Annotated in this window: 20 protein-coding genes and 3 tRNA genes; 14 read left to right on the top strand and 9 right to left on the bottom strand. The window is 64.9% G+C overall.

Annotated elements, in window-relative coordinates; genetic code table 11:
• Positions 1-25: 25 nt before the first annotated feature.
• The 4 genes from tig to ACOJCM_RS00340 form a co-directional block, all read right to left on the bottom strand.
• On the bottom strand, positions 26-1,384 hold the full coding sequence (gene tig / locus ACOJCM_RS00325) for a trigger factor (RefSeq protein WP_445210066.1): 1,359 nt from the start codon (positions 1,382-1,384) through the stop codon (positions 26-28).
• A 276-nt stretch (positions 1,385-1,660) separates the two neighbouring features.
• Positions 1,661-1,735, bottom strand: a tRNA-His gene (locus tag ACOJCM_RS00330).
• Between the two features lie 59 nt (positions 1,736-1,794).
• Positions 1,795-1,871, bottom strand: a tRNA-Arg gene (locus ACOJCM_RS00335).
• A 67-nt stretch (positions 1,872-1,938) separates the two neighbouring features.
• Positions 1,939-2,015 (bottom strand) — tRNA-Pro (locus ACOJCM_RS00340).
• Positions 2,016-2,226: 211 nt separating this feature from the next.
• Between ACOJCM_RS00340 and folD the strand changes: the two genes are divergently transcribed.
• The 3 genes from folD to mtnN all read left to right on the top strand — a co-directional run bounded on the left by folD (position 2,227) and on the right by mtnN (position 4,440).
• On the top strand, positions 2,227-3,105 hold the full coding sequence (gene folD, locus ACOJCM_RS00345) for a bifunctional methylenetetrahydrofolate dehydrogenase/methenyltetrahydrofolate cyclohydrolase FolD (protein WP_445210067.1): 879 nt from the start codon (positions 2,227-2,229) through the stop codon (positions 3,103-3,105).
• 70 nt (positions 3,106-3,175) lie between these two features.
• Positions 3,176-3,649, top strand: a complete 474-nt coding sequence (locus tag ACOJCM_RS00350; RefSeq protein ID WP_445210068.1) for an S-ribosylhomocysteine lyase — start codon at positions 3,176-3,178, stop codon at positions 3,647-3,649.
• A 50-nt stretch (positions 3,650-3,699) separates the two neighbouring features.
• Entirely contained in the window at positions 3,700-4,440 is a 741-nt protein-coding gene (gene mtnN, locus ACOJCM_RS00355) for a 5'-methylthioadenosine/S-adenosylhomocysteine nucleosidase (protein WP_445210069.1), read from the top strand.
• A gap of 73 nt (positions 4,441-4,513) precedes the next feature.
• On the opposite strand, the gene pyrC is transcribed toward mtnN, so the two are convergent.
• Entirely contained in the window at positions 4,514-5,551 is a 1,038-nt protein-coding gene (gene pyrC / locus ACOJCM_RS00360) for a dihydroorotase (protein WP_445210070.1), read from the bottom strand.
• A gap of 171 nt (positions 5,552-5,722) precedes the next feature.
• Between pyrC and ACOJCM_RS00365 the strand changes: the two genes are divergently transcribed.
• Positions 5,723-6,145, top strand: coding sequence for a hypothetical protein (locus ACOJCM_RS00365; protein ID WP_445210071.1), 423 nt, complete (start codon positions 5,723-5,725; stop codon positions 6,143-6,145).
• 10 nt (positions 6,146-6,155) lie between these two features.
• Here the strand turns inward: ACOJCM_RS00365 and ACOJCM_RS00370 are convergent, their stop codons facing one another.
• From ACOJCM_RS00370 to ACOJCM_RS00380, 3 genes are all read right to left on the bottom strand, one after another.
• Entirely contained in the window at positions 6,156-7,400 is a 1,245-nt protein-coding gene (locus ACOJCM_RS00370) for an NAD(P)/FAD-dependent oxidoreductase (RefSeq protein ID WP_445210072.1), read from the bottom strand.
• A 150-nt stretch (positions 7,401-7,550) separates the two neighbouring features.
• Entirely contained in the window at positions 7,551-8,006 is a 456-nt protein-coding gene (locus tag ACOJCM_RS00375) for a tellurite resistance TerB family protein (protein ID WP_445210073.1), read from the bottom strand.
• A 77-nt stretch (positions 8,007-8,083) separates the two neighbouring features.
• On the bottom strand, positions 8,084-8,764 hold the full coding sequence (locus ACOJCM_RS00380; RefSeq protein ID WP_445210074.1) for a GntR family transcriptional regulator: 681 nt from the start codon (positions 8,762-8,764) through the stop codon (positions 8,084-8,086).
• A 173-nt stretch (positions 8,765-8,937) separates the two neighbouring features.
• Between ACOJCM_RS00380 and ACOJCM_RS00385 the strand changes: the two genes are divergently transcribed.
• The 6 genes from ACOJCM_RS00385 (at position 8,938) to ACOJCM_RS00410 (ending at position 16,599) form a co-directional block, all read left to right on the top strand.
• On the top strand, positions 8,938-10,494 hold the full coding sequence (locus tag ACOJCM_RS00385; RefSeq protein WP_445210075.1) for an ABC transporter substrate-binding protein: 1,557 nt from the start codon (positions 8,938-8,940) through the stop codon (positions 10,492-10,494).
• 66 nt (positions 10,495-10,560) lie between these two features.
• Complete coding sequence (locus tag ACOJCM_RS00390; protein ID WP_445210076.1) at positions 10,561-11,538, top strand: ABC transporter permease; 978 nt, start codon at positions 10,561-10,563, stop codon at positions 11,536-11,538.
• The gene (locus ACOJCM_RS00395; protein ID WP_445210077.1) at positions 11,535-12,371 is read left to right on the top strand and encodes an ABC transporter permease; all 837 of its coding nucleotides are present in this window, start codon (positions 11,535-11,537) and stop codon (positions 12,369-12,371) included. Before ACOJCM_RS00390 ends, ACOJCM_RS00395 begins: the two co-directional genes overlap by 4 nt.
• 11 nt (positions 12,372-12,382) lie before the next feature.
• Positions 12,383-14,005 carry an ABC transporter ATP-binding protein gene (locus tag ACOJCM_RS00400; RefSeq protein WP_445210078.1) on the top strand — a complete coding sequence of 541 codons (1,623 nt, stop codon included), beginning with the start codon at positions 12,383-12,385 and terminating at the stop codon, positions 14,003-14,005.
• Between the two features lie 25 nt (positions 14,006-14,030).
• Complete coding sequence (locus ACOJCM_RS00405) at positions 14,031-15,422, top strand: FAD-binding oxidoreductase (RefSeq protein ID WP_445210079.1); 1,392 nt, start codon at positions 14,031-14,033, stop codon at positions 15,420-15,422.
• Between the two features lie 64 nt (positions 15,423-15,486).
• Entirely contained in the window at positions 15,487-16,599 is a 1,113-nt protein-coding gene (locus ACOJCM_RS00410) for a pyridoxal phosphate-dependent aminotransferase (RefSeq protein WP_445210080.1), read from the top strand.
• Here the strand turns inward: ACOJCM_RS00410 and ACOJCM_RS00415 are convergent.
• Positions 16,596-18,008 (bottom strand): sigma-54 interaction domain-containing protein, encoded by a 1,413-nt coding sequence (locus tag ACOJCM_RS00415; protein ID WP_445210176.1) that lies wholly within the window; start codon positions 18,006-18,008, stop codon positions 16,596-16,598. The two genes, ACOJCM_RS00410 and ACOJCM_RS00415, sit on opposite strands and share 4 nt — an antisense overlap.
• 177 nt (positions 18,009-18,185) lie before the next feature.
• Between ACOJCM_RS00415 and speB the strand changes: the two genes are divergently transcribed.
• From speB to ACOJCM_RS00435, 4 genes are read left to right on the top strand one after another with little or no spacing between them, the layout of a single operon-like run.
• Positions 18,186-19,136 carry an agmatinase gene (gene speB / locus ACOJCM_RS00420; RefSeq protein WP_445210081.1) on the top strand — a complete coding sequence of 317 codons (951 nt, stop codon included), beginning with the start codon at positions 18,186-18,188 and terminating at the stop codon, positions 19,134-19,136.
• Positions 19,137-19,175: 39 nt separating this feature from the next.
• Complete coding sequence (locus tag ACOJCM_RS00425; protein WP_445210082.1) at positions 19,176-20,555, top strand: YjiH family protein; 1,380 nt, start codon at positions 19,176-19,178, stop codon at positions 20,553-20,555.
• A gap of 8 nt (positions 20,556-20,563) precedes the next feature.
• Positions 20,564-22,186 (top strand): 5-guanidino-2-oxopentanoate decarboxylase, encoded by a 1,623-nt coding sequence (locus ACOJCM_RS00430; RefSeq protein WP_445210083.1) that lies wholly within the window; start codon positions 20,564-20,566, stop codon positions 22,184-22,186.
• A gap of 13 nt (positions 22,187-22,199) precedes the next feature.
• A complete protein-coding gene (locus tag ACOJCM_RS00435; RefSeq protein ID WP_445210084.1) occupies positions 22,200-23,660 on the top strand; it encodes an aldehyde dehydrogenase family protein in 1,461 nt (486 codons plus the stop codon).
• The last annotated feature ends 36 nt before the right edge of the window (positions 23,661-23,696 follow it).

Below are 23,696 nucleotides of genomic sequence, written 5' to 3' on the forward strand. Positions count from 1 at the left end.
CGGCAGGGACGGATTCGCCGCCGAATCAGCTGTTGGCTTCTTGCTCGCCTTCCTCGGCCTCGCTCTCGTCGGCCTGCTCGCCCTGCTGGGCGGCGGCCAGCGCCTGCTGGTAGCTCATCTCAACGTCCTTGACGTTGGCTTGCTCCAGCAGCTTGTCGACAGCCTTCTCCTCGAGGATAGCCGACTTGACCTGAGTCTTGAGCTGATTGTTGCCCATGTAGTAATCGATGACTTCCTGCGGATCCTGATACTGCTCGGCCAGTTCCTCGACCTTGGCACGGATCTCGTCGTCGGTGGCATCCAGCTCGTTGGCCTTGATCACCTCGGCCAGCAATAGACCGACCTGCACGCGGCTTTTGGCCTGCTCGGCGAACAGCTCGTTGGGCAGCTGGGAAACGTCAAAATCCTCGCCCAGGCCGAACTGCTGGGCCGCCTGGCGCTTGAGCGCATCGGTTTCCTGCTGGACGAGCGCCTGAGGCACCGGAATGTCATTGGCCTTCTTCAGCGCCTCGAGAACCTGCTGCTTGACGCGATTGTCGACAGCCTGCTTGGCTTCGCGCGCCATGTTCTTCCTGACTTCGGCGCGGAACTTCTCGACGTCGCCATCCTCGACGCCGAAGCGCTTGATGAACTCCTCGTCGACTTCCGGCAGGGCCTGACCCTTGACGGCGTGCACCTTGACCTTGAAGGTCGCTTCCTGACCGGCCAGGTGCTCAGCCTGGTAGTCCTCGGGGAAGGTGACCTTGATCTCCTTCTCCTCGCCCGCCTTGGCCCCGACGAGCTGATCTTCGAAGCCGGGAATGAAGTTACCGGAACCCAGCACCAACTCATGGCCTTCGGCACTACCGCCCTCGAAAGGCTCGTCGCCGAGGAAGCCCTGGAAATCGATCTTGACCTGGTCGCCCTCTTCAGCGGCGCGGTCGACCTCTTCCCAGGCAGCATTCTGCTTGCGCAGGGTCTCGACCATCTCTTCGAGGTCGGCATCGCTGACCTCGACGACCGGCCGCTCGACCTCGGTGCCTTCGATCGAGGCAAGCTCGATCTCGGGATAGATCTCCAGGGAGGCCACGAACTCCAGATCCCTGCCCGCCTCGTCTACCGTGGGCTCGATGCTCGGGAAACCTGCCGGATTGAGATTCTGTTCGGTGATCGCACGCACGTAGCGCTCACGCATCAGCTCGCCCACGACCTCGTCGCGCACGCCGCGACCGTAACGTTGGCGCACCACGGACATGGGTACCCGGCCCTTGCGAAAGCCGTTGAGGCGAATATTTTTCGCCGTGTCCTTGAGGCGGGCCTCGACGGCCTCGTCGACCTCGGCGGCCGGCACCTGAAACGTGACGCGGCGCTCGATCTGGGAGGTCGTTTCGACGGAAACTTGCATGAATGGTCCTCTACCGACTGGGGGCGTTCTTGGGAAGCGTGAATGTAAAAGAGAGATTCTAAGAATCCCGCCTTACGCTGGCAAGCGTTACGCCTCAAGGATTGGGGCGCACGGGCATTTTACAAGGGCGCAGGGAGAACTTGCTGTTATGCCTCAGCCGCCTCGAGAGGGATTGGTGTAGTCACCAACGCACCCAGACGACACCCTGACGGCATGGTCACTCGAAGGCTTCGGCTGGCGGATGAGAGTACGACTCGGACGAGAGTCAAGTTGCAATGGGGTGGATGATGGGGATCGAACCCACGACCACCGGAGCCACAATCCGGGGCTCTACCACTGAGCTACATCCACCATATCGACACGACACTGATACGCCACACTCGAACCGGAGGCCACCGCGAGCGCCACAATGGCACGCCCAGCAGGACTCGAACCTGCAACCTACGGCTTAGAAGGCCGTTGCTCTATCCGGTTGAGCTATGGGCGCATTCTACGTTCCATGGCGTCTGACCGCAACCCCGTTTCGCCATTTTTCCAGCATAAACAAAAGGTTGTGGTCGGGGTGGAGGGATTCGAACCCCCGACATCCTGCTCCCAAAGCAGGCGCGCTACCAGACTGCGCTACACCCCGCCGGCCTCTGCACGGCCCTCGACACCCTTATGATGGGCCTCGTCGAGCGCTGCGTATTCTACGCGAGAATCGACTGTGGTCAATAGTTGCCTGACATGCCGGGGCTTTTGCGCTTTGCCTCGGCGGCACGGCATGCGAAAATCGGCACCCTTCGCCCATTCGCAGCCGGCGCCGCCAGCGCCGCTCACACCATCCACTCAGGGGAGTTACGATGACCGCCCAACTCATCGATGGCAAGGCCATAGCCGCTCAGGTCCGCGAGCAGGTTGCCCGCCAGGTCGAGGCGCGGCGTACCGAGGGCAAGCGCATCCCGGGCCTCGCCGTCGTACTGGTGGGCGAGGATCCCGCTTCCCACGTCTATGTGAGCAACAAGCATCGCGCCTGCGAGCAGGCCGGCATTCTCTCCTTTCAGCATGCATTGCCCAACGACACCACTCAGCACGAGCTCGAGCAACTGATCGATACCCTCAACGATGACTCGCGCATCGATGGGATCTTGCTGCAGCTGCCGCTACCCTCCCATCTGGATTCGCGGCCTCTTCTCGAGCGCATCCTGCCGCACAAGGATGTCGACGGCTTTCATCCCTACAACCTGGGCCGGCTCGCCCAGCGTCTGCCGATGCTGCGCCCATGCACCCCCAAGGGCGTCATGACCCTGCTGCAGGCCAGCGGCCTGAAGGTGCGTGGCCTTGACGCCACCGTGGTCGGCGCCTCGAATATCGTCGGCCGCCCGATGGCGCTGGAGTTGATGCTGGCCGGCTGCACCACCACGGTCTGCCACCGCTTCACGCACGACCTTGAAGCGCATGTACGCCGCGCCGAGCTTCTCGTCGTTGCGGTCGGCAAGCCGGGCCTGGTCAAAGGCGAATGGGTGCGCGAGGGCGCCATCGTGATCGACGTGGGAATCAATCGGGAGGAAGACGGTCGTCTGGTGGGGGACGTGGAGTTCGGCCCCGCCGCGGAGCGCGCCGCCTGGATCACACCGGTACCGGGCGGCGTAGGTCCGATGACCGTCGCCTCGCTGCTGGAGAACACGCTATTCGCGGCCGAGCGCCACGATGCCATGGAACAGGATGTCGCGCTGCTTTGAACCCGCCTGACATGGGCGCACTGCTCCGCTAGAATGCGCGCTTCCTTACTCCCCTGACGCGAGGCCGCTCATGAGCGACAAGATGAACGTCGAAAGCTTCAACCTTGACCACACCAAGGTGAAGGCCCCCTATGTGCGCCTGGCTGACATCAAGACCGGGCTCAACGGCGACCGAATCCACAAGTATGACATGCGCATCTGCCAGCCCAACCGGGAGCACATGGAGATGCCGGCGCTGCACTCCCTCGAGCACCTTCTGGCCGAACTTTCACGCAACCACTCGGACCGCATCGTCGATATCAGCCCGATGGGCTGTCAGACCGGCTTCTATGTCGCGCTGATCAACCACGACGATTACAACGACGTGCTGAACCTGCTGCAAAAGACCCTGGAAGACGTTCTGGTGGCCAACGAAGTGCCGGCCTGCAATGAAATGCAGTGCGGCTGGGCGGCGAGTCACAGCCTGGAAGGCGCCAAGCAGATCGCCCGCGATTTTCTTGCCAAGCGCGACGAATGGACCCAGGTTTTCGCCGAAAAGGCCTGAGCCTTGGCCCGCAGGCGCCCTGCGCCGCTGACTGGAGAGCGCAAGACAAGATGAGACGTATCGGTATCATTGGCGCCATGGCGCAAGAGGTGGAGTATCTCGCCTCCCTGCTGAAAGAACGCCGCACACGCACCCATGTGGGCTGTACCTTCCATCACGGCCAGCTGCACGGTGTCGACGTGGTGATCCTGCAATCGGGCATAGGCAAGGTCAATGCCGCCATCGGCACCACCCTGCTGCTCGATGTCTACCGGCCCGAGGCGATCATCAATACCGGCTCTGCCGGCGGCTTCGGTGAAGGACTGGAGATCGGTGACGTCGTGGTGTCCAGCGAGGTGCGCCACCACGACGTCGATGCCGTGGTATTCGGCTACGAACACGGCCAGGTGCCTCAGATGCCCGCGGCCTATCTGCCCGACGCGCGTCTCGTCACCCTCGCTCGCGAGTGCGTCGAGGCACTGGGCGAAGTCAAGGTGGTGGAGGGCCTGATCGCGACCGGGGATGTCTTCATGGCCTGCCCGGAACTGGTCACCAGGACCCGCTCGCGCTTCCCGACCATGCTCGCCGCCGAAATGGAAGCCGCTGCCATTGCCCAGACCTGCCATCTGTATGGCTGCCCGTTCGTGGTCGTCCGCTCGCTGTCCGACATCGCAGGCGGTGGCGACAATCATCTATCGTTCGAGCAATTTCTGGAAAAGGCCGCCGCTCACTCGGCACGCATGGTCGAGCGCATGGTCGCGCGCCTGGCCGAGGCCACGCCTCAGCCCGGCGTCGAACTCGAAGCTGGCTGAAAATCCACGTCGATCCTTCCGCCAAGGGAGACGGCCGCCGTCAGGCGGCCTTCGTCGTTCGGCTGCGCTTTGCCTAGTCGCGTAATTTCCAGGCCAGCTTCTCACCGGCCTGCAGCGGCACGATGCGCTGCCCACCGGCATAGGGCAGCGATGCCGGCAGCGTCCACTCCTCGCGCACCAGGGTGATGGTGTCGGCGTTGCGTGGCAAGCCGTAGAAGTCGGGCCCGAAATGACTGGCAAAGCCTTCCAGGCGGTCCAGTGCCCCGGCCTGCTCGAAGGCGGTGGCATAGAATTCGATCGCCGCCGGCGCGGTGTAGGCACCGGCACAGCCGCAGGCCGACTCCTTGTCACCCTGGGCATGTGGAGCACTGTCGGTGCCCAGGAAGAACTTGGCGCTGCCCGAGGTGGCGGCCGCGAGCAGCGCCTCACGATGCCGCTCGCGCTTGAGGATCGGCAGGCAGTAGTAATGCGGGCGGATGCCGCCGACGAGCATGTGGTTGCGGTTGAACAACAAGTGGTGAGCGGTAATCGTCGCCGCCACGTTGGCAGGCGCCTGGGCGACGAACTCCGCCGCATCGCTCGTGGTGATGTGCTCGAACACCACCTTGAGTTCGGGATGCCGCTCGAGGAGCGGCTTCATCACCCGCTCGATGAATACCGCTTCGCGATCGAAGATATCGATCTCGGCATCGGTGACCTCGCCATGAACCAGCAGCGGCAAGCCGAGACGCGCCATGGCGGCGATCGCCGCGTCGCAGCGGGCCAGGTCGGTGACCCCGGAATCGGAATTGGTCGTCGCGCCCGCCGGATACAGCTTTACCGCGTGAACCAGGCCACTGGCGACGGCGCGCTCGATCTCCTCGGCTGGTGTATTGTCGGTGAGATAAAGTGTCATCAGAGGTTCGAACGAAGCCCCCTCAGGTCGCGCCGCCAGGATCCGCTCACGATAATCCCGAGCCAGCTCGGTGGTGGTGACCGGCGGCCTCAGGTTGGGCATGACAATCGCCCGCCCCATCTGGCGGGCGCTCGCAGGTACCACGGCCGCGAGCGCTTCGCCGTCGCGCAGATGAAGGTGCCAGTCGTCGGGTCGGGTCAGGGTGATAGCGGTCACGGCATGTCCTGTCGTTCAGCAAGAGAGTCGACGCCAGAGTATACCGGAAGGCAGCGCCGGCGACCTGTTCGCACGACGGATTCGCGACGAACACCCGTGTGGCCTCCCGCGGCAGCATCGCGCTCCGATATGCCGTATCATCGACGCCGATTATCGAAAGAGACGCTGCCAATGCCTCGCGTTCGCCACTACGCTGACATCGTCGCCATCCTGGCTGGCTTGATGTGGATCGTTTTCTACTGGTCGATCAGTATTTCGGCCAGAATGGACAGTATCGAGCCCACCCTGGCCGCCATGCTCGCGCTAGGGGCCATGATCCTGGTCAGCTTCATGCACCGTCCCTTCCGCATCCACCTGAGCCGCTATCACGTACGCAAGCGCCGCACCGAGATGTGGATGCACATTCTGGCCCTGCCCATGGCGCTGGTGCTGCTGCTGGGTGCGCTCATCGAGACGCTGGTCGCCCCCATGAGCGGCCAGCAGAAAATGCTGCTGTTCAATGTGTTGGCCACCGCCGGCTGGGTGGTCTACGTGATGACCCTGGTCATCAAGTTCATCCATCATCAATGGCGCCGGCGACGCAACCGCCCCTGACCCGGACAGGTTAGAAACGATCGGCGCGAAACGGCGTCATGTCGACTGCCGTCTCCTCCCCTTCCATCATTTCCGCCATCAGCCGTCCCGTTACCGGCCCCATCGTGAACCCCTGGTGGCCGTGGCCGAAGGCCAGCCACAACCCCTTGTGACGAGGCGCCGGTCCGATGATCGGCTTCATGTCCGGCAGGCAGGGGCGCGCGCCCTTCCACGGCGACGCCTCCAGCCGGGATCCAAGGGCGGGATAGATTTCACGGGCCTTGCGTTCTGCGGCGTCCAGTTGCCCATGCGACGGCGGCGCCTCGAGACGGGCCAGCTCGGCTCCGGTCGTCAAGCGTATGCCGGGGCGCATCGGCGCCAGAATGTAGCCAATGTTGGCGTCTGCAATCCAGTGGCGTAATCGCTTCCCTTCCGTGGCGCCATAGTGCATGTGGTAACCTCGCTTGACAAAGGTCGGCAGCCGGTAACCCAGGTCCTTGAGCCAGCTTCCCGCCCAGGGTCCCAGCGCCAACACAACCTCCTGGGCATCGAGGCTGCCCTGATCGGTAGCGATACGCCAGCCACGCCCGTTCTGGCTCACCCGCTGAACGCTGGCCTGCCGGATTTCTCCGCCCTGCTGTTCGAAACTCCTGGCATAGGCCCCGACAAGCCCACCCGGGTCGGCCACGCTCCAGGCGTTGGTCCAGTGAATGGCACCGGCCAGGTCGCCGCCCAGGTATGGCTCCAACTGTGCCAGCCCCCGGGCATCGAGCAGCTCATGGCGAACGCCGAAGCGTCGCGCGGCGTCCTCGGCCTCGAGTGCGCGGCGCTCGAGTTCGCCCCCTCTGCGATGCACCTCGAGCCAGCCCTCCTTGCCGATCAGCTCGGCTGCCCCTGAGGCCTCGATCATGGGCTCGTGCTCCTGTGTGGAGAGCGCAATCAGGGAGGCGTATTGGTCGACGATACGTTCATAGTGGCGTGGCGCCGAGTAGCGCCAGTAGCCGAACAACGGGCCGGCATACGTCAACATGCCACTCACCTGGTAGCGAATGTCTACGCGACGATTGGGCAATGCGCTGAGCAGCTTGCCCAGCTCGCGGGGAAAGGGATAGGGCCTTACGGCCTCGCGCTGGATCAGTCCGCCGTTGCCGTAGGAGGTCTCCTGCCCGGGGGGACGACGGTCCACCAGCAGCACCGATCGGCCACGACGGGCCAGATGCCAGGCGATGGAAACGCCGACCATGCCGGCTCCAAGAACGACGGTTTCACGAGACATGCCACTCCTCCTGGGCGCTGACGCATCCGGCACAGCCGCCGGAACGAACGGCCAGTCTAGCAGCGCGGAGAAAGGAGCGTCGCCGCTTTTGCCCGATTGCTGAGCCGGATCAAGAACATGCGATGCAGGCGCCAGCGTCGGTGGGCGACGCTATTCAGCTCTGCCTTGTTCAAGCAGCTTGGTGCGTATGAAATCCGAGTGGCTGACATGCAGGAGCTCGGCCAGACGCCTGATGCGATGTTCCTCGAGATGGTGCGATTCGCCGTCGGCGAATGCCAGCGACCACATCATACGCACCAGCTCGCAGCGCTGGTCGTAATCGTAGTGCTGCTTAATGAGGCTGACGAATTGGTAGTGATCGACGGCGTGCTCCGCCTCCTCGCGCGCCAGCTCCATCAGCTCATCGACTTCGGCGTCGAGCAGCCCGAAACGGTCCTGGAGCATCTGGCGCAGTGCATCGAGTTCGGCTTCATCGGTATGGTAGTCGGCGCGAACCACCTCGCACAGCAGGGCGGCGGTGGCACGCTCGAGGGTTGGCGCGGCATCGTCCGAGCGCTTCGGCTCGGACAGCGCCTGCTGGAAGAAACGCTGGATGGTATCGAGCATGTCGGCCCCCTTGCGATATTAACGCATCTGACTCGCGGCAGACCCAGGCGTTCCGTCCGTCTCCCCCGGTCCTGGCATCAGCATTCGCCAATTCCCTGCACCACGTAATCCCGCGCCACGCCGATATGGTAGTCGATGGCGTCGCGGCAGCGCCCGGCGTCGCCGCTGGCCAAGGCGTCGAGTAACGCCCAGTGGGAAGTGGCGATGGTATCGGGATCGGCGTGCGTCTTGCCGATCAGCGCGATGCACAACCGCAGCTCATGAGAGATGTCATCGAACGCCTTGAGCAGGCGGCGGTTACCGGAGAGAGCGATCAGCATGCGATGGAAGGCCAGGTCTTCCTCGATCTTGCGGCTGTCGCTGTCCTCGAGCGCCACCTGGCACATGAGCTCGACCTGCCGGCGCAAGGCCAGCTCCATCTCGGCATCGTAGATGCCAACCAGTCGCGACAGGGCATGGCGTTCCAGGCAGAGGCGAAGGTCGAAGACATCCGTCAGCTCCGAGGCATCCAGCGCACGCACGAAGAACCCGCGCCGCGGTTGCGATACCAACAGGCCACGACTTTCCAGCAGGCGCGCGGCTTCGCGGACCGGTGCCCGACTGACGCCCAGGTCGCGCGCCAACTGCACCTCCGACAAGCGCTGTCCGGGGGCGTAGTGCTGACTGATGATGGCCTGGGTCAGGAAGTCGGCCACCTGCTCCACCAGGTTGCGCTGCTGGATGACCATGCCACGTCCGAAAGCGTTGGAAGCTGTCATTCATCGGGCTCAGTAGGATTGAATCGTTACAGTATGATGTAAAGCGGCGCTGTGTCGACCGTCGATTGGCGACTGTCGACAGTTTATCGAAGCGCTGCTATGGTCAAAGTGCTGATAGACGGCAACTATCCCGCTCAAGAACAAATCGCCGAGATAACAAGAAGGAACCGACAATGAGAAAGACGCCCTTGGCTGCGGCCCTCGCTGCCCTGGCCTTCACCGCTACCTTTTCCATCGCCGATGAGCCCAAGCGTGGCGGCGTCATCGACACCATCATCCAGCCCGAACCACCGGGTCTGGTGCTGGGCATGGTTCAGAACGACCCCACTCGCAAGATCTCCGGCAATATCTACGAGGGCCTGCTGCGGTACTCCACCGATCTGGAGCCGATCCCGCAACTGGCGGAGTCATGGGAAGTCAGCGACGACGGCCTGACCTACACCTTCCACCTGCGCGAAGGCGTGCTATGGCATGACGGCGAGCCTTTCACTGCCGAGGACGTGGTGTTCTCGGCCGATGTCTTCCATCGCGAGCTCAACCCCAGTGCCCGTGCCGTACTGCAGCACGTCGAGAGCATCGAAGCGACCGACGACCACACCGTTGTCTTCACCCTTGCCGAACCTTTCGGTCCGTTCCTGATCTCGTTCGAGGCCGGCACCTTCACCATGGTGCCCAAGCACATCTACGAGGGAACCGACTTCCGCGACAACGAGGCCAACAGTCACCCCATCGGAACCGGCCCGTTCAAGTTCGACAACTGGGATCGCGGCACCGTGATCCAGCTGGTGCGCAACGATGACTACTACGAGGAGGGCCTGCCTTACCTCGATGGCGTCAACTGGCACATCATTCCCGACGGCGCCTCACGGGCCGTGGCCTTCGAGAACGGCACCGTCGACGTACTGCCCAACGGCACCGTGGAAAATTTCGATATCCCGCGTCTCTCCGCCATGGAGAATGCCTGCATCACCGACGAAGGCAACGAGTACTTCAGTCCCTTCGCCATGCTATGGATGAACAACCGTGAAGGCCCCACCGCCGACAAGCGCTTCCGCCAGGCGGTGATGTACGCCATGGATCGCGAGTTCGCCCGCGACGTGCTGTGGAATGGCATGGGCCAGGTGCCACTCTCCGCCTTCGGCTCCAATGCCAAGTTCCAGCATGAAGACCTGGAGCCCTACGACCACGATCCCGAACGCGCCCGTGCGCTGCTCGACGAGATGGGCTACGACGACGAAGAGGTGCGTCTGCTGCCACTGCCCTACGGCGAGACCTGGAACCGCTGGGCCGAGGCCGTCCAGCAGAACCTGCGCGAAGTCGGCATCAACGTACGCACGGTGGCTACCGACGTAGGCGGCTGGAACCAGCGCCTGGGCGACTGGGACTTCGACCTGGCGTTCACCTACCTTTACCAGTACGGCGACCCGGCACTGGGCATCACCCGCTCCTATCTTTCGGACAACATCGAGAAGGGCTCTCCCTGGAACAATGTCGAGGGTTACGAGAACGAGCGCATCGACGAGCTGTTCGACGAGGCCGCCACCGCCTATCCCGAGGAAGAGCGAGAGGCGCTTTACCACGAGGCCCAGGAGATCCTCCACGAGGACGTGCCGGTAGGCTGGCTGATGGAGCTCGGCTTTCCGACGATCTATCGCTGCGACGTGAAGGACCTGATCACGTCCGGCGTGGGCATCAACGATGCCTTCCGGGACGCCTGGCTCGATCGCTGATCGCTCTCGCGTGACCGGGGCGGCCCTGCCGGCCGCCCCTCCCTTCCGACTGCAGAGGCTTGCTGCATGCTCTATGCCCGCCTGATCGTGATGCGGCTGCTAAAGGCCGTCGTCGTGCTGTTCATGATCGTCATCTTCAATTTCGTCCTGATCCAGCTGGCACCGGGCGATCCCGCCGCCATTCTGGCCGGCGAGGCCGGCGCCACCGACGAAGCGTTTTTGCAGCAATTACGTGAACGCTTCGGCCTCGATCAGCCCCTCTACGTCCAGCTATGGCGCTATATCTCGGGCATTGCCATGCTCGACTTCGGCTGGTCCTATCGCCAGAGCATGCCGGTGCTCGACCTCATCCTGGCGCGACTGCCCGCCACCCTATTGCTGACCGGCACTGCCTTCGTGCTCTCACTCGCGCTGGGTATCCTGGCCGGCTCCATGGCCGCGGCCCGGGTCAAGAAACCCTCGGGGTCGCTGATCATGGCGCTGGCATTGATCTTCTATGCCACGCCGCTGTTCTGGGTCGCGCTGATGGCGGTGGTGTTGTTCTCGGTCTACCTCGACTGGTTGCCGGCCTACGGCATGTATACCGTGGGTGCCGGCCTCAGCGGCCTGGAACTGGCCCTCGATGTGGCGAAGCACTTGATTCTGCCTGCCACGACGTTGGCGCTGTTCTTCATGGCCATCTATACCCGCATGACCCGCGCCTCGATGCTGGAGGCAAGCCAGCAGGACTACGTCAAGACCGCACGCGCCAAGGGGCTATCTCCCCGCGTGATCCAGCGTCGGCATATCCTGCGCAATGCCCTGTTGCCGATCATCACCCTGGCCGGCTTGCAGGCCGGGCAGATGGTGGGCGGTGCCATCCTGACCGAGACGGTGTTCGCCTGGCCCGGTATCGGAAGGCTGATGTTCGAGGCGCTGCAGCAGCGCGACTACAACTTGCTGCTGGGCATCTTCTTCTTCTCCGCTGCCCTGGTGATTGTCTTCAACATCATTACCGACCTCGTCTACCGCCTGGCGGATCCGCGCATCAAGGAGGCAGTATGAGCTTCTTCGCCCGCTTCGCCCAGAATCGGGGCGCCCTGATCGGCCTGGTCATTCTCTCGCTCATCATCCTGATGGCCATGCTGGCTCCGCTGCTCTATCCCGAGTCGCCCTGGCGCATGGTGCAGCGCCCCTTTCTGGCCCCGATGGAAGTCGACGGCTTCTGGCTCGGAACCGACACCATGGGCCGCGACGTGGCCGCCGGGCTGATGCACGGCGCCTGGGTGTCGCTGCTGATCGGCCTGGTCTCAACCAGCGTGGCGCTGCTCATCGGTGTGCCGCTAGGGGCCGTAGCGGGTTACTACGGCGGCCTGGTCGACGATGCCCTGATGCGCTTCACCGAGTTTTTCCAGACCATTCCCAACTTTGCCCTGGCGATCGTCCTGGTGGCAATCATGCAGCCTAGTGTGGTCTCCATCGTGCTGGCCATTGCCATCGTCAGTTGGCCGCCTGTGGCGCGCCTGGTGCGCGCCGAGTTCATGTCGCTGCGCCATCGCGAATACGTCGAGGCCGCGCGACTCGTCGGTCAGACCAATGGCACCATCATCCTAAGGCAGATCCTGCCTAACACCCTGTCGCCGATCATCGTGCTGGCCTCGCTGATGGTGGCCACCGCGATTCTGCTCGAGTCGGCGCTCTCCTTCCTGGGCCTGGGCGACCCCAATGTCATGTCGTGGGGCTACATGATCGGCGCGGCACGCACCGTGATCCGCCAGGCCTGGTGGCTAAGCTTTTTCCCCGGCGTGGCGATCCTGCTCACCGTGCTGGCGCTCAACCTGGTTGGCGAAGGGCTCGATGATGCCCTCAACCCCAAGCTTGCCCGCGAACGCTCTTAGGGAGACGGACGATGAACGACAATACGCCGGTACTGAGCATACGCGGCCTGACTCTGGCGCTGCCCCCCGGGGCGGACCGCGACTACGCAGTCGAAGACGTCGGCTACGACGTGGCGCGCGGTGAAATCATGTGCATCGTCGGGGAATCCGGCTCCGGCAAGTCGATGGCGGCCAATGCCGTGATGGGCTTGCTGCCCAAAGGGGTGCGCCCTACCGCCGGCGAGGTGATCTTCGACGGCCGGGACCTCCTCACGCTTTCCGAGAAGCAGCATCGCCAGCTCCGCGGTCTGCGCATCGGCATGATCTTCCAGGAGCCGATGACGGCCCTCAACCCGCTGATGCGCGTCGGTGCCCAGATCGCCGAAGTGTTCGAGGCGCATGGCAGGTACGGCGGTCGCGAACGCCAGGAGAAGGCGCTGGCACTGCTCGAGGAAGTCGGCATTCCCCAGCCCGACCGGGCCATTCGCGCTTACCCCTTCCAGCTCTCCGGCGGCCAGCGCCAGCGCGTGATGATCGCCATGGCATTGGCCCTGGAGCCGGAGCTGCTGATCGCCGACGAGCCGACGACCGCACTCGACGTCACTACCCAGGCACAAATCCTGACACTTATTCGCGACCTGCAGCAACGCCGTGGCATGGCGGTGATGTTCATCACTCATGACTTCGGGGTCGTGGCGGAGGTTGCCACCCGCGTGTGCGTGATGCGCTACGGCCGGATCGTCGAGCTCGGCCCTGCCGCAGATGTTCTCGACAACCCGCGGCACGAATACACCCGGGCGCTGCTCGAGGCGATTCCCAGCAACGTCATTCCCGAAGCGAAAGGTGGGGAACGGCCGCTGCCGCTGCTGGAAGTACGCCACTTGAACAAGGTCTTCCGCTCACGTGGCGGGCTGTTCAAGCCGGCGCGCGAAGTGCGCGCCCTGGACGATGTCTCCTTCACCCTGGCCCCAGGCGAGACGGTGGGTATCGTCGGCGAATCCGGCTCGGGCAAGTCGACGCTCGGGCGCTGCGTGGTGCGTCTGGAGCAGCCCGACAGCGGCACCCTCGCCCTGGACGGCACCGACTTCTCCGCGCTCCGGGGAGACGAGCTGCGTCGCGAGCGTCACCGCGTGCAGATGATCTTCCAGGACCCTTACGCCTCGCTCAACCCCCGCCACCGTGTCGGCTATGCCATCGCCCAGGGCCCCATGGCCAACGGCGTACCGCGTGCAAAAGCCATGCGCCAGGCGGAAGAACTGCTGGAGCTGGTGGGGCTCGGTGCCGTGGCCGTGGATCGCTTTCCCCACGAGTTCTCAGGCGGCCAGCGGCAGCGCATCGGCATTGCCCGCGCCTTGGCGTTGAACCCGGAGCTGATCGTGGCCGACGAGGCGGTTTCGGCACTCGACGTGTCGATCCAGGCCCAGGTGCTCGAACTCCTCGACGAGCTCAAGCAGAAGCTGTCGCTCTCGCTGTTGTTCATCACCCACGACCTGCGGGTCGCGGCTCAGATCAGCGATACCATCATCGTCATGCAGCACGGGCGCATCGTCGAGCAGGGCACGGCCAAGGAAGTCTTTCTCGCTCCCCGCGAGGCATATACCAAGCAGCTGCTCGACGCCATTCCCGGTCGCGCGCACGAAGCGGCCATGGCCTGAACCCGGCACGCAGAAAAGGATGACCATGCAAGCACTACTCGAGGAAATCACCGCCATCGTTGGCACGGGCAACGTGCTGGTCGGCGACGACGTCAACCAGCGCCGGGTCGATTGGCTGAGCGGTGAAAGCTGCCGCGCCGGCGCCATCGTGCGCCCTGGCAGCACCGATGAGCTGGCCGCAGTGATGCGCCGGTGCCATGCCGCGTCTCAACCTGTCGTGACCCATGGCGGTCTCACTGGACTGGTGCACGGCAGCAAGGCGGAGCCCGACGAGCTGGTCGTCTCGCTGGAACGAATGAATGCCATCGAGTCGATCGATTCTGTTGGCGGCACCATGACGGTTCAAGCCGGCGCAATACTGCAGCAGGTTCAGGAAGCGGCTGAAGAACAAGAACTGCAGTTCGCCCTCGACCTCGGCGCACGAGGCTCATGTACCATCGGCGGGAACATCGCGACCAATGCCGGCGGCGTGCGGGTGATCCGTTACGGCATGATGCGCCAGCAGGTGCTGGGACTCGAAGCAGTGCTGGCCGACGGCAGCGTGGTCAGTTCCATGAACCGCATGCTCAAGAACAATGCCGGCTACGACCTCAAGCAGTTGTTCATCGGCAGCGAAGGGACGCTGGGCATCGTCACCCGGGCCGTGCTCAGGCTGCAGCCCAGGATGGCCAGCGAGCGCACCGCGCTGGTGGCCTGTAGCAACTTCGACGGCGTGACCGGCCTGCTCAGACGTCTGGGCCGCGAACTTGGCGGCAGCCTCGGTACCTTCGAGGTGATGTGGCGCAATCACTATGCGCTGCTGACCGAGGAGAGCGGACGCAACACCCCGCCATTACCGGCCAGTTGGCCCTACTATGCAATCGTCGAATCGCTGGGCAATGACGACGCGGCCAATGCGGCGCTGCTGGACGCCGCCCTGGCGTCGGCCCTGGAAGCCGGCCTGATCGAGGATGCGGTACTGGCCCAGTCCGATGCCCAGCGGCAAGGGATCTGGGCCATTCGCGAGGATATCGAAGGCTTGATCCAGCACCTGGCGCCACTTTTCACCTTCGACGTCAGCCTGCCCATACCCGACATGCCGGGCTACGCCGAGGCGCTGGAACGCGCCATTCGACAGCGCTGGCCCAAGGGACGCATCGTGGTGTTCGGCCACCTGGGCGACGGCAACCTGCACGTCTCGGTCAGCGTGGGCGACAGCGAGCCCGCGACCCGACGCGCCGTTGAGGAGCTCGTCTACGGCCCGCTGGCCGAACTTGGCGGCTCGATTTCCGCCGAGCACGGCATTGGCCTGGAGAAACGCGACTATCTAGCGGTCTCGCGCACGCCGGAGGAGATCGCATTAATGCATACGCTCAAGCGCGCCCTGGACCCGAAGGGTCTGCTCAATCGGCACAAGATCCTGGCGCCGCAGACATGAGGCCGGCTTGAGCCATGGGCACGCTTCTGCAACGATCTTCCCTTTTCTCGCACTGGAGTTTCGCATGCCGCGCTTTCCCGACCACCTGACCGGCTCCGGCCCGAGCAACCCGTTCCCCGGCATCAAGGTGCTGGAGCGACGCATCGGCCGGGAGATTCCGCACCGCCTGGGCTCCAACGAAGGCCTCGACATGCCCCACCGGGCCCTGCGCGAGCGCTTCGGCAATGCCATGGCCGAGCACGTCTACTGCTATGGCGACTCGGAAGCACTGGGGATGCGCCAGCGCCTCGCTTCGCTTTATGGCCTTGCCCTTGAGACCACCCTGGTGGATGCCGGCGCCGACAGTCTGATCGCCCTGGCCCTGCGCACCGTGGCCACCCCCGGGTGCACAGTGGCATGCGCCAGCGGCACCTATCCCACCTTCAGCTATTTCGCCCGCGGCCAGGGCTGTCATGTCGTCGAGCGGCCCTACCGCGAGGCACCCGGGCTGCTCTCGCCCGACCTCGAGGCCCTGCTGGCCAGCGCCCACGAGCACCAGGCCCGACTGGTCTACGTGGCCAATCCCGACAATCCCAGCGGGCACCTGCACAGCGACGAGGAGATCCGTCGGCTGCGTGCCGAACTGCCCGAGGCTTGCTGGCTGCTGCTCGACGAGGCCTACCACGACTTTCGCGACGACGCCGACTCTCCTTTCAGCCGCGAAGTGCTGCCGGGCGTTATCCGGCTGCGAACCCTTTCCAAGGCCCATGGCCTGGCCGGGTTGCGCATCGGCTACGCCATTGCCGAACCCGAGACACTGGCCATGATGATGAAGGTGCGCATCCACTATGCCGTCTCGACCCTGACTCAGGCCGCCGCTGAAACGGTGCTCGACCACCACGGCGAGGTGGAGGCACACGTGCGCGAGGTGAAGCAGCGCCGCGAGCGCCTGGCCGCGCACTTTCGGGACCTGGGCGCCGAGGTGCTGCCGAGTGCCACCAACTTCATCGCCCTGCGCTTGCCCAGTGCGGAGCTGGCCGGTCGACTGAATCAGGAGCTGCTCGAAGCCGGCCGGCTCATCGCTCGCCCCGCCCATCCGGACCTGGGCCACGTGCTGCGCATCACGGCCGTGGAAGATGCCCTGGTGCCCGGCCGCTTCGACATCCTCGAGCGGGCTATCGCCGAACACGGCACCTAACGCTCTATGCAGAGACCGTGTCGTTTCAACTTGCGTACGACGCTGGGCTGGCTGATACCCAGCCGCTCGGCGATGGCATAAGTGCTGGGCAGAGATCGGCACAGCATCCGCAGCACGTCGCGTTCGACCCGGGCCAGGCAGGCGGAAAGCCCTTCGCCCTCGGCCAGCTCCGCCGAAACCGAAGGCGCCATGCATGGCGCCACGGGTGCCGCACCGGCACCAAGCGCCGATGTCGGCGAATGAATGAGGTCCTCTGCGGAAGAGAGCCAGGCACGCTCCAGCCAGTTCTCCAGCTCGCGTACGTTGCCCGGCCAGTCGCCTCCCATAAGCTCCGACCAGACACTGCCGTGCAGCAGCTTGCGCTGACCGTAACGCTTGTTGAGCCGCTCCAGGCATGCCTCGACCAGCGCCGGGATATCCTCGCGACGCTCGCGCAGCGGCGGCAGCGTGACCGGTATGACATTGAGCCGATAATAGAGGTCGAGGCGAAACGCCCCCGTTTCCACACGCCTGGCCAAGTCCTGGTTGGTGGCCACCACCAGGCGAAAGTCGACTTGCCGCTGGCGAGTGTCGCCCAATCGCGTGACGCTGCCGTCCTGGATCACCTTGAGCAGCTTGGTCTGCATCAATAGCGGCAACTCGCCGATCTCGTCGAGAAACAGCGTACCGCCCTGCGCCTGCTCCAGAAGCCCCGCCTTGCCCTGGCGCGCCGCGCCGCTGAAAGCCCCCGGCTGGTAGCCGAACATCTCCGACTCGAACAGGTTCTCGGGAATCGCCCCGCAGTTGACCTCGACGAAGGGCCCCTCGCTGCGGCGGCTCCAGCGATGCAGTTGTCGGGCGAAGGCGGTCTTGCCGACGCCGGACTCACCCAGCATCAGCACGGTGGCATCCGATGGCGCCACGCGCTTGAGCAACAGAGCCAGCTCGCGCATTACCTCGCTGCGCACCTCGAGACTGTCGAGCGCTTCCTCCCACTGGCCTTCCTCCGGGCCGCCTCCTCCCTGGTTGCGCTTGAGATGCTCGCTGAACCGTCGTTGCAGCAGCGCATACTCATCCTGCAGCAGTTGCAGGTCGGTGAGGTCGCGGGAGCGGCTGACGATGCGCTCGAGCCTGCCGTCGACGTAGACCGGGTGCGCTTCGGCAATGACCCGCCTGCCCGTGCCCGTCACCTGCATCAGTTGCGCCGGCCTGCCGGTACGGATCACTTCCAGGCTGATGGAGGGCCTGAGCACGCCCTCCGCCTCGAGCCGCTGCACCTGGCTGCCGATCAGCCGCTCTCGCGCCATACCGTAGACTGCCGCGGCGGCCGGGCTGACATCGAGTACGCGGCCCGAGCCATCGACGATGAAGAAATGGTCGTTTGCCGTCTCGACAATGGTTCGCACCACCGCGCGATCGATCTCGCTCATCATTCACGTACCGTCTGGTCGGATTCATTTTTGCATTGTGATGCATACATGCATCGACCATACGCCAAAATGATTCAACCTTGAATCAAAGAAACCTCACGAAGCCTGCCGCGTCGCTCGCTGCGAAGTGGCATGGAAACTGCAACACGATAGAGCAAAGACACGCAGAGGTGACCCATGACCGATTTCAACCAGCCGCTTGGCGGCAACGAGATGCCCCGCTTCGGTGGCCCCGCCACGATGATGCGCTTGCCTACCCAGCCCACCGCAGCGGGGCTGGACGTGGCGTTTATCGGCGTGCCGCTCGATATCGCCACCTCCAACCGACCCGGTACGCGCCTGGGGCCGCGCCAGATCCGCGACGAGTCGCGCATGCTGCGCCCGTACAACATGGCCACCCGAGCCGCGCCCTTCGACAGCCTGCAAGTGGCCGACATCGGCGACGTACCGATCAACACCTTCCACCTTCCCAAGACGGTAGACCTCATCGCGCGCTACTACGACGAGGTGCTAAGCCACGGCTGTATCCCGCTGACACTGGGTGGCGACCACCTGATCACCTTGCCGATCCTGCGTGCCATCGCCAGAAAGCACGGCCCGGTGGGGCTGATCCATGTCGACGCGCATGCCGACGTCAACGAGCACATGTTCGGTGAGCCCCTCGCCCACGGCACGCCGTTCCGTCGCGCCCAGGAGGAGGGGCTGCTGGCCCACGGCAAGGTCGTGCAGATCGGCCTGCGCGGAACCGGCTACGCCGCCGAGGACTTCGACTGGTGCCGTCAGCAAGGCTTCCGCGTGGTCACCGCCGAAGAGTGCTGGTACCAGTCGCTGGCGCCGCTGATGACCGAGGTGCGTGGGCAAATGGGCGACACGCCGGTTTACATGACCTTCGACATCGATGGGCTCGACCCCTCCGTCGCCCCCGGCACCGGCACTGTCGAAATGGGGGGGCTGACCTCGCCCCAGGGGCTCGAGATCGTGCGCGGCGCCGCCGGGCTCAACCTCGTCGGCGGCGACCTGGTCGAGGTCTCGCCGCCCTACGACCCCAGCGGCAACACCGCTTTGATGGGCGCCACCCTGCTCTACGAGATGCTATGCGCCTTGCCGGGCGTCATGCGCCGCGACTGACACCCGTTCCACTCATAACGACAATGCAGGACATGACAGATGACGCCCACCGACACCACCCATGACGCTGCCCACCAGGTTCCTTTCGCCCGCGGCAGCCTGCTGAAATTCCTCTTGCCGTCCCTGCTCGGCGTCGCCCTGTTCCTGGTCCCGTTCCAGGTTGGCGACACCATCAATATCGGCATGGGCCTGATGGCCGACGGACTCAAGGCACTGCTCGGCGACGCCCTGCCTGCCATCGCCGTGGTCGTCCTGGTACTCTCGGTACTGGCAACCACCTGGGTCAAGCTCGCACGCCCTCGCTGCGCCGAGACGGGCGTGCTACGCGACATGTTCCACGTCGGCCCGGTATGGTTCGGCATGCGCCTCCTGGGGGCCGCCTTTGCCCTGATGACGTTTTTCCAGTTCGGGCCCGAGTTCGTCACCGCCTCCTTTACCGGCGGCGTGATGCTCAACGACCTGGCCCCGGTACTGCTGACGTTTTTCTTCTTTGCCGCCCTGCTGCTGCCGTTCCTGGTCGAGTTCGGCTTCATGGAATTCATCGGCAGCCTGGTACGCAAGCCGTTCCGGGTCATCTTCAACCTGCCCGGCCGCAGTGCCATCGACGCCACCGCCTCGTGGATGGGCTCGGGCACCGTCGGCGTGCTGATCACCACCCAGCAGTACGAGAAGGGCTACTACAACCGTCGCGAGGCTGCGGTGATCGCCACCAACTTCTCCATCGTTTCGATCGCCTTCAGCCTGCTGATCACCAGCTTCGTCGATCTCAACCACCTGTTCGTGCCGTTCTACTTCACCGTGGTGGTGGCCGGGCTGACCGCCGCAGTGATCGTGCCGCGCCTGCCGCCGTTGTCACGCAAGCCTGACACCTACTACGAGCCGGTAGGCTGCCAGCTGGCCGAAAAGCGCACCGAGGAGATGGGCCTGCTGCGCTACAGCCTGACCCAGGCCGTACGCCGCGCCGAGCATGCCCCCGGCCCCAGGGAGCTGGCCCGCAATGCGCTATTCAACGTGGCCGACATCTTCCTCGGCCTGTTGCCGCTGGTGTTCGCCATCGGCACGGTAGCGCTGATCCTGGCCGAATTCACGCCACTGTTCACCTGGCTCTCCTACCCCATGGTGCCGGTGCTCGAGCTGCTGCGCATTCCCGAGGCCGAGGCGGCCGCCCCCGCCACCCTGGTGGGTTTCGCCGACATGTTCCTGCCGGCGGTGCTGGCTACCAGCATCGAGAGCGAGCTGACCCGCTTCGTGATCGCCTGCCTGTCGCTGACACAGCTGATCTACATGTCCGAGATCGGTGCGCTGCTGCTCAAGTCGAAAATCCCGCTCAAGCTGTGGGAGCTGGTCGCGATCTTCCTGCTGCGTACCGCCATCACGCTGCCGATCATCGCCTTCATGGCTCACACCTTCTTCTTCTGAGGCTCGCGATGAACCATCGAACGACGACCTGCGCCAGGCTCCTGCTGACCCTGCTACGCGAACGCTACGGCGTCGACACCGTCTTCGGCATCCCGGGCGTACACACCGTGGCGCTCTACCGCGGCCTGGAGGAGGGCGGCGTGCGCCATGTCACGCCGCGCCACGAGCAGGGCGCCGGATTCATGGCCGACGGTTATGCCCGCGCCAGCGGCAAACCCGGCGTCTGCCTGATCATCACCGGCCCCGGCATGACCAACATCGCCACCGCCATGGGCCAGGCACTGGCCGACTCCGTGCCGATGCTGGTGATCTCCAGCGTCAACCGCCGCGATACCCTGGGCCGCGGCCAGGGCCGGCTGCACGAACTCGAAAGCCAGCAGCAGCTGATGGCGGGCGTGTCGCGCTTCAGCCATACACTGCTCGCCCCCGAAGCGCTGCCGGAAGTGCTGGCCCGCGCCTTTGCGGTGTTCCAGGGCCAGCGTCCCGGGCCGGTGCATATCGAGATTCCCATCGACCTGTTCGATGCGCCGGTTGCCTTGGCCCAACTGCCGCCACCGGCGCGGCTGTTCCGCCCGGCCCCGGACCCGGAGGGCCTGGCGATCGCCGCCGACTGGCTGCGCGGGGCCACGCGCCCGCTGGTGCTGCTGGGCGGCGGCTGCGTCGACGCCCCCGAGGCGGCCCGGGCCCTGGTGTCACGTCTCGACGCCCCCTGTGTGACTACCATCAATGCCAAGGGCCTGCTGGGCCGTGACCACCCACTCGACCTGGGCGCCAACGCGGCCCTTCCCGCCGTGCGCGAGTTGGCCCGCAATGCCGACGTGATCCTGGCGGTCGGCACCGAACTCGGCGAGACCGACTACGACGTGGTGTTCGACGACGGTTTCGAACTGCGCGGCCGGCTGATCCGCATCGACCTCGACGCCCAGCAACTGGTACGCAACCAGCAGGTCGCACTGGGCCTGGTGGGCGATGCCGGGCGCAGCCTGGCGCTACTCGCCGACTGCTTTCCCGAGCCACTCTCACGCGCCGGCAGCGAACGCACCGCGGCCACGCTGGAGGCGCTCGGGCTCGAAGCCGACCCGACCTTCGTTCCCTTCGTGCCCTTGTATGCCGCACTGCGCGAAACACTGCCGGAAGCGATTCTGGTCGGCGACTCCACCGCCCCGGTCTACGCCGGCAACCATCTCGTCTCCCAGTCCGCCCCGCGGCGCTACTTCAATGCCTCCACCGGCTACGGCACCCTCGGCTACGGCCTGCCGGCGGCGCTTGGCGCTCAGCTGGGCCAGCCGTCTCTGCCCGTGGTGGCTCTGGTCGGCGACGGCGGCGTCATGTTCACCCTCTCCGAGCTGGCCACCGCCGTGGCAGAGCGCCTGCCGGTCGTGATCGTGCTGTGGCACAACCAGGGCTATGAAGAAATCCGTCGCTACATGGATGCCCACGGTGTCGCACGCTGCGGCGTCGATATCCAGGCGCCGGACTTTCAGGCCGTCGCCGCCGGCTTCGGCTGCCAGGCAACGCGCGTGAGCGACCGCGAAGGGTTTGCCTGCGCCCTGGCCACACGCCCCCCTGACGCTCCAATGCTGATCGAAGTGGACGCCACCGCCTGGCAGCATTCGCTGACCGAGACCTGACAGGACGAATACCATGCAGCAGCTCGACCATCAGTTCATCGACAACCGCTGGGTGCCTTCCCGTAGCCGGCAGCGCCTTGCCGTGATGAATCCCTATCGGGAAGAAGTCATTGCCGAGGTCACCGCGGGCCATCCGGACGACGTCGAGGATGCCGTGGCCGCGGCCCAGCGCGCCCTTCCCGCCTGGCGGGCACTGACCGGCTCCCAGCGCGCCTGCTACCTGGAGGGGTTCGCCGAGGCCTTGACCCGCCGGCGCGACGAACTGGTTCGGCTCTCCTCGACCAACAACGGCAAGGTGCTGGCCGAGGCCGGCATCGACCTCGACGATGCCATTGCCTGCTATCGCTATTACGCGCATCAGGCTCGCGCCTTGGACGAACGCCAGGGCCGACTCGTCGATCTGGAAATGGGCGGTGTGGAAGCGCGCTGCTATCACGATCCGGTCGGCGTGGTCGGGCTGATCACGCCTTGGAACTTCCCGCTCGTGACCAGCGCCTGGAAGCTGGCCCCGGCGCTTGCCTCCGGCTGCACGGTGGTGTTTAAGCCGTCGGAAGTGACGCCACTGCCCGAGCGGGCCCTGGCCGAGATCGCCCAGGAGGTTGGCTTGCCGAGCGGCGTTTTCAACCTGCTGTTTGGCAATGGCGAGGGCATCGGCGCCCCGCTTACCGCTCATCCACACATCGACAAGGTATCGTTCACCGGCAGCAACCGGGTCGGCGAGGCGGTGATGCGCGCCGCCGCCGAGCGCACCGCCGACGTTTCGCTGGAGCTCGGCGGCAAGTCGCCGATCCTGGTGATGGAGGATGCCGACCCCGAGCAGGCCGCCGACTGGGTCGTGGCCGGCATCTACTTCAACGCCGGCCAGATCTGTTCGGCCACCTCACGGCTGCTCGTCCACCAAGCCGTCGCCGATCAACTGTACGACGCCCTGGCGCAGCGGATCGACGCCCTGGTCCTGGGCGATCCCCTGGAGGAAGGTATCGACATGGGGCCGCTGACCAGCGCCCGCCAGCGCGAGAGCGTCCAGGCCTATCTCGCCGTTGCCGAACGAGAAGGACTCAGGGCGGTGCGTGATGCCGGCCACCGGCAACTGCCTGAACAGGGCTATTTCGTCGCCCCGACCCTCTACCGCGACGTGCCGACCCATAGCCGTTTGTGGTGCGAGGAGATCTTCGGCCCGGTGCTCTGCGCATGCAGCGTGGCGAGCGAAGAGGAGGCCATCGCGCTCGCCAACCACAGCGACTTCGGTCTGGCCGCCACGGTAGTGAGCGCGGATCGTGCTAGAGCGCAACGCATCGGCAGGCAGTTGCAGGCCGGCAGTGTCTGGATCAACAGCGAACAGCTGGTGCTGCCCGAAACCGGCTGGGGCGGCTTCAAGCGCAGCGGTATCGGGCGCGAGCTGGGACCCTGGGGGCTTTCCGCCTACCTGGCGGTGAAGCACCTCATTGGCCGGCCTGATGCTTATTCACGCTGACATGCCGTAAAATCGGGGCCGATGCCAGGTATCAAG

This window comes from Billgrantia hypersalina, from assembly GCF_052584175.1.

Excerpts from the sequence above, each read along its gene's own strand:
- ACOJCM_RS00375 (WP_445210073.1), bottom strand. The coding sequence starts at position 8,006 with ATGCTCGATACCATCCAGCGTTTCTTCCAGCAGGCGCTGTCCGAGCCG.
- ACOJCM_RS00405 (WP_445210079.1), top strand. The coding sequence starts at position 14,031 with ATGCAAGCACTACTCGAGGAAATCACCGCCATCGTTGGCACGGGCAAC.
- speB (WP_445210081.1), top strand. The coding sequence starts at position 18,186 with ATGACCGATTTCAACCAGCCGCTTGGCGGCAACGAGATGCCCCGCTTC.
- ACOJCM_RS00370 (WP_445210072.1), bottom strand. The coding sequence starts at position 7,400 with ATGTCTCGTGAAACCGTCGTTCTTGGAGCCGGCATGGTCGGCGTTTCC.
- tig (WP_445210066.1), bottom strand. The coding sequence starts at position 1,384 with ATGCAAGTTTCCGTCGAAACGACCTCCCAGATCGAGCGCCGCGTCACG.
- ACOJCM_RS00385 (WP_445210075.1), top strand. The coding sequence starts at position 8,938 with ATGAGAAAGACGCCCTTGGCTGCGGCCCTCGCTGCCCTGGCCTTCACC.
- ACOJCM_RS00395 (WP_445210077.1), top strand. The coding sequence starts at position 11,535 with ATGAGCTTCTTCGCCCGCTTCGCCCAGAATCGGGGCGCCCTGATCGGC.
- ACOJCM_RS00415 (WP_445210176.1), bottom strand. The coding sequence starts at position 18,008 with ATGAGCGAGATCGATCGCGCGGTGGTGCGAACCATTGTCGAGACGGCA.
- ACOJCM_RS00390 (WP_445210076.1), top strand. The coding sequence starts at position 10,561 with ATGCTCTATGCCCGCCTGATCGTGATGCGGCTGCTAAAGGCCGTCGTC.
- ACOJCM_RS00380 (WP_445210074.1), bottom strand. The coding sequence starts at position 8,764 with ATGACAGCTTCCAACGCTTTCGGACGTGGCATGGTCATCCAGCAGCGC.
- ACOJCM_RS00410 (WP_445210080.1), top strand. The coding sequence starts at position 15,487 with ATGCCGCGCTTTCCCGACCACCTGACCGGCTCCGGCCCGAGCAACCCG.
- ACOJCM_RS00400 (WP_445210078.1), top strand. The coding sequence starts at position 12,383 with ATGAACGACAATACGCCGGTACTGAGCATACGCGGCCTGACTCTGGCG.
- folD (WP_445210067.1), top strand. The coding sequence starts at position 2,227 with ATGACCGCCCAACTCATCGATGGCAAGGCCATAGCCGCTCAGGTCCGC.
- ACOJCM_RS00425 (WP_445210082.1), top strand. The coding sequence starts at position 19,176 with ATGACGCCCACCGACACCACCCATGACGCTGCCCACCAGGTTCCTTTC.
- ACOJCM_RS00430 (WP_445210083.1), top strand. The coding sequence starts at position 20,564 with ATGAACCATCGAACGACGACCTGCGCCAGGCTCCTGCTGACCCTGCTA.
- ACOJCM_RS00435 (WP_445210084.1), top strand. The coding sequence starts at position 22,200 with ATGCAGCAGCTCGACCATCAGTTCATCGACAACCGCTGGGTGCCTTCC.
- ACOJCM_RS00365 (WP_445210071.1), top strand. The coding sequence starts at position 5,723 with ATGCCTCGCGTTCGCCACTACGCTGACATCGTCGCCATCCTGGCTGGC.
- ACOJCM_RS00350 (WP_445210068.1), top strand. The coding sequence starts at position 3,176 with ATGAGCGACAAGATGAACGTCGAAAGCTTCAACCTTGACCACACCAAG.
- mtnN (WP_445210069.1), top strand. The coding sequence starts at position 3,700 with ATGAGACGTATCGGTATCATTGGCGCCATGGCGCAAGAGGTGGAGTAT.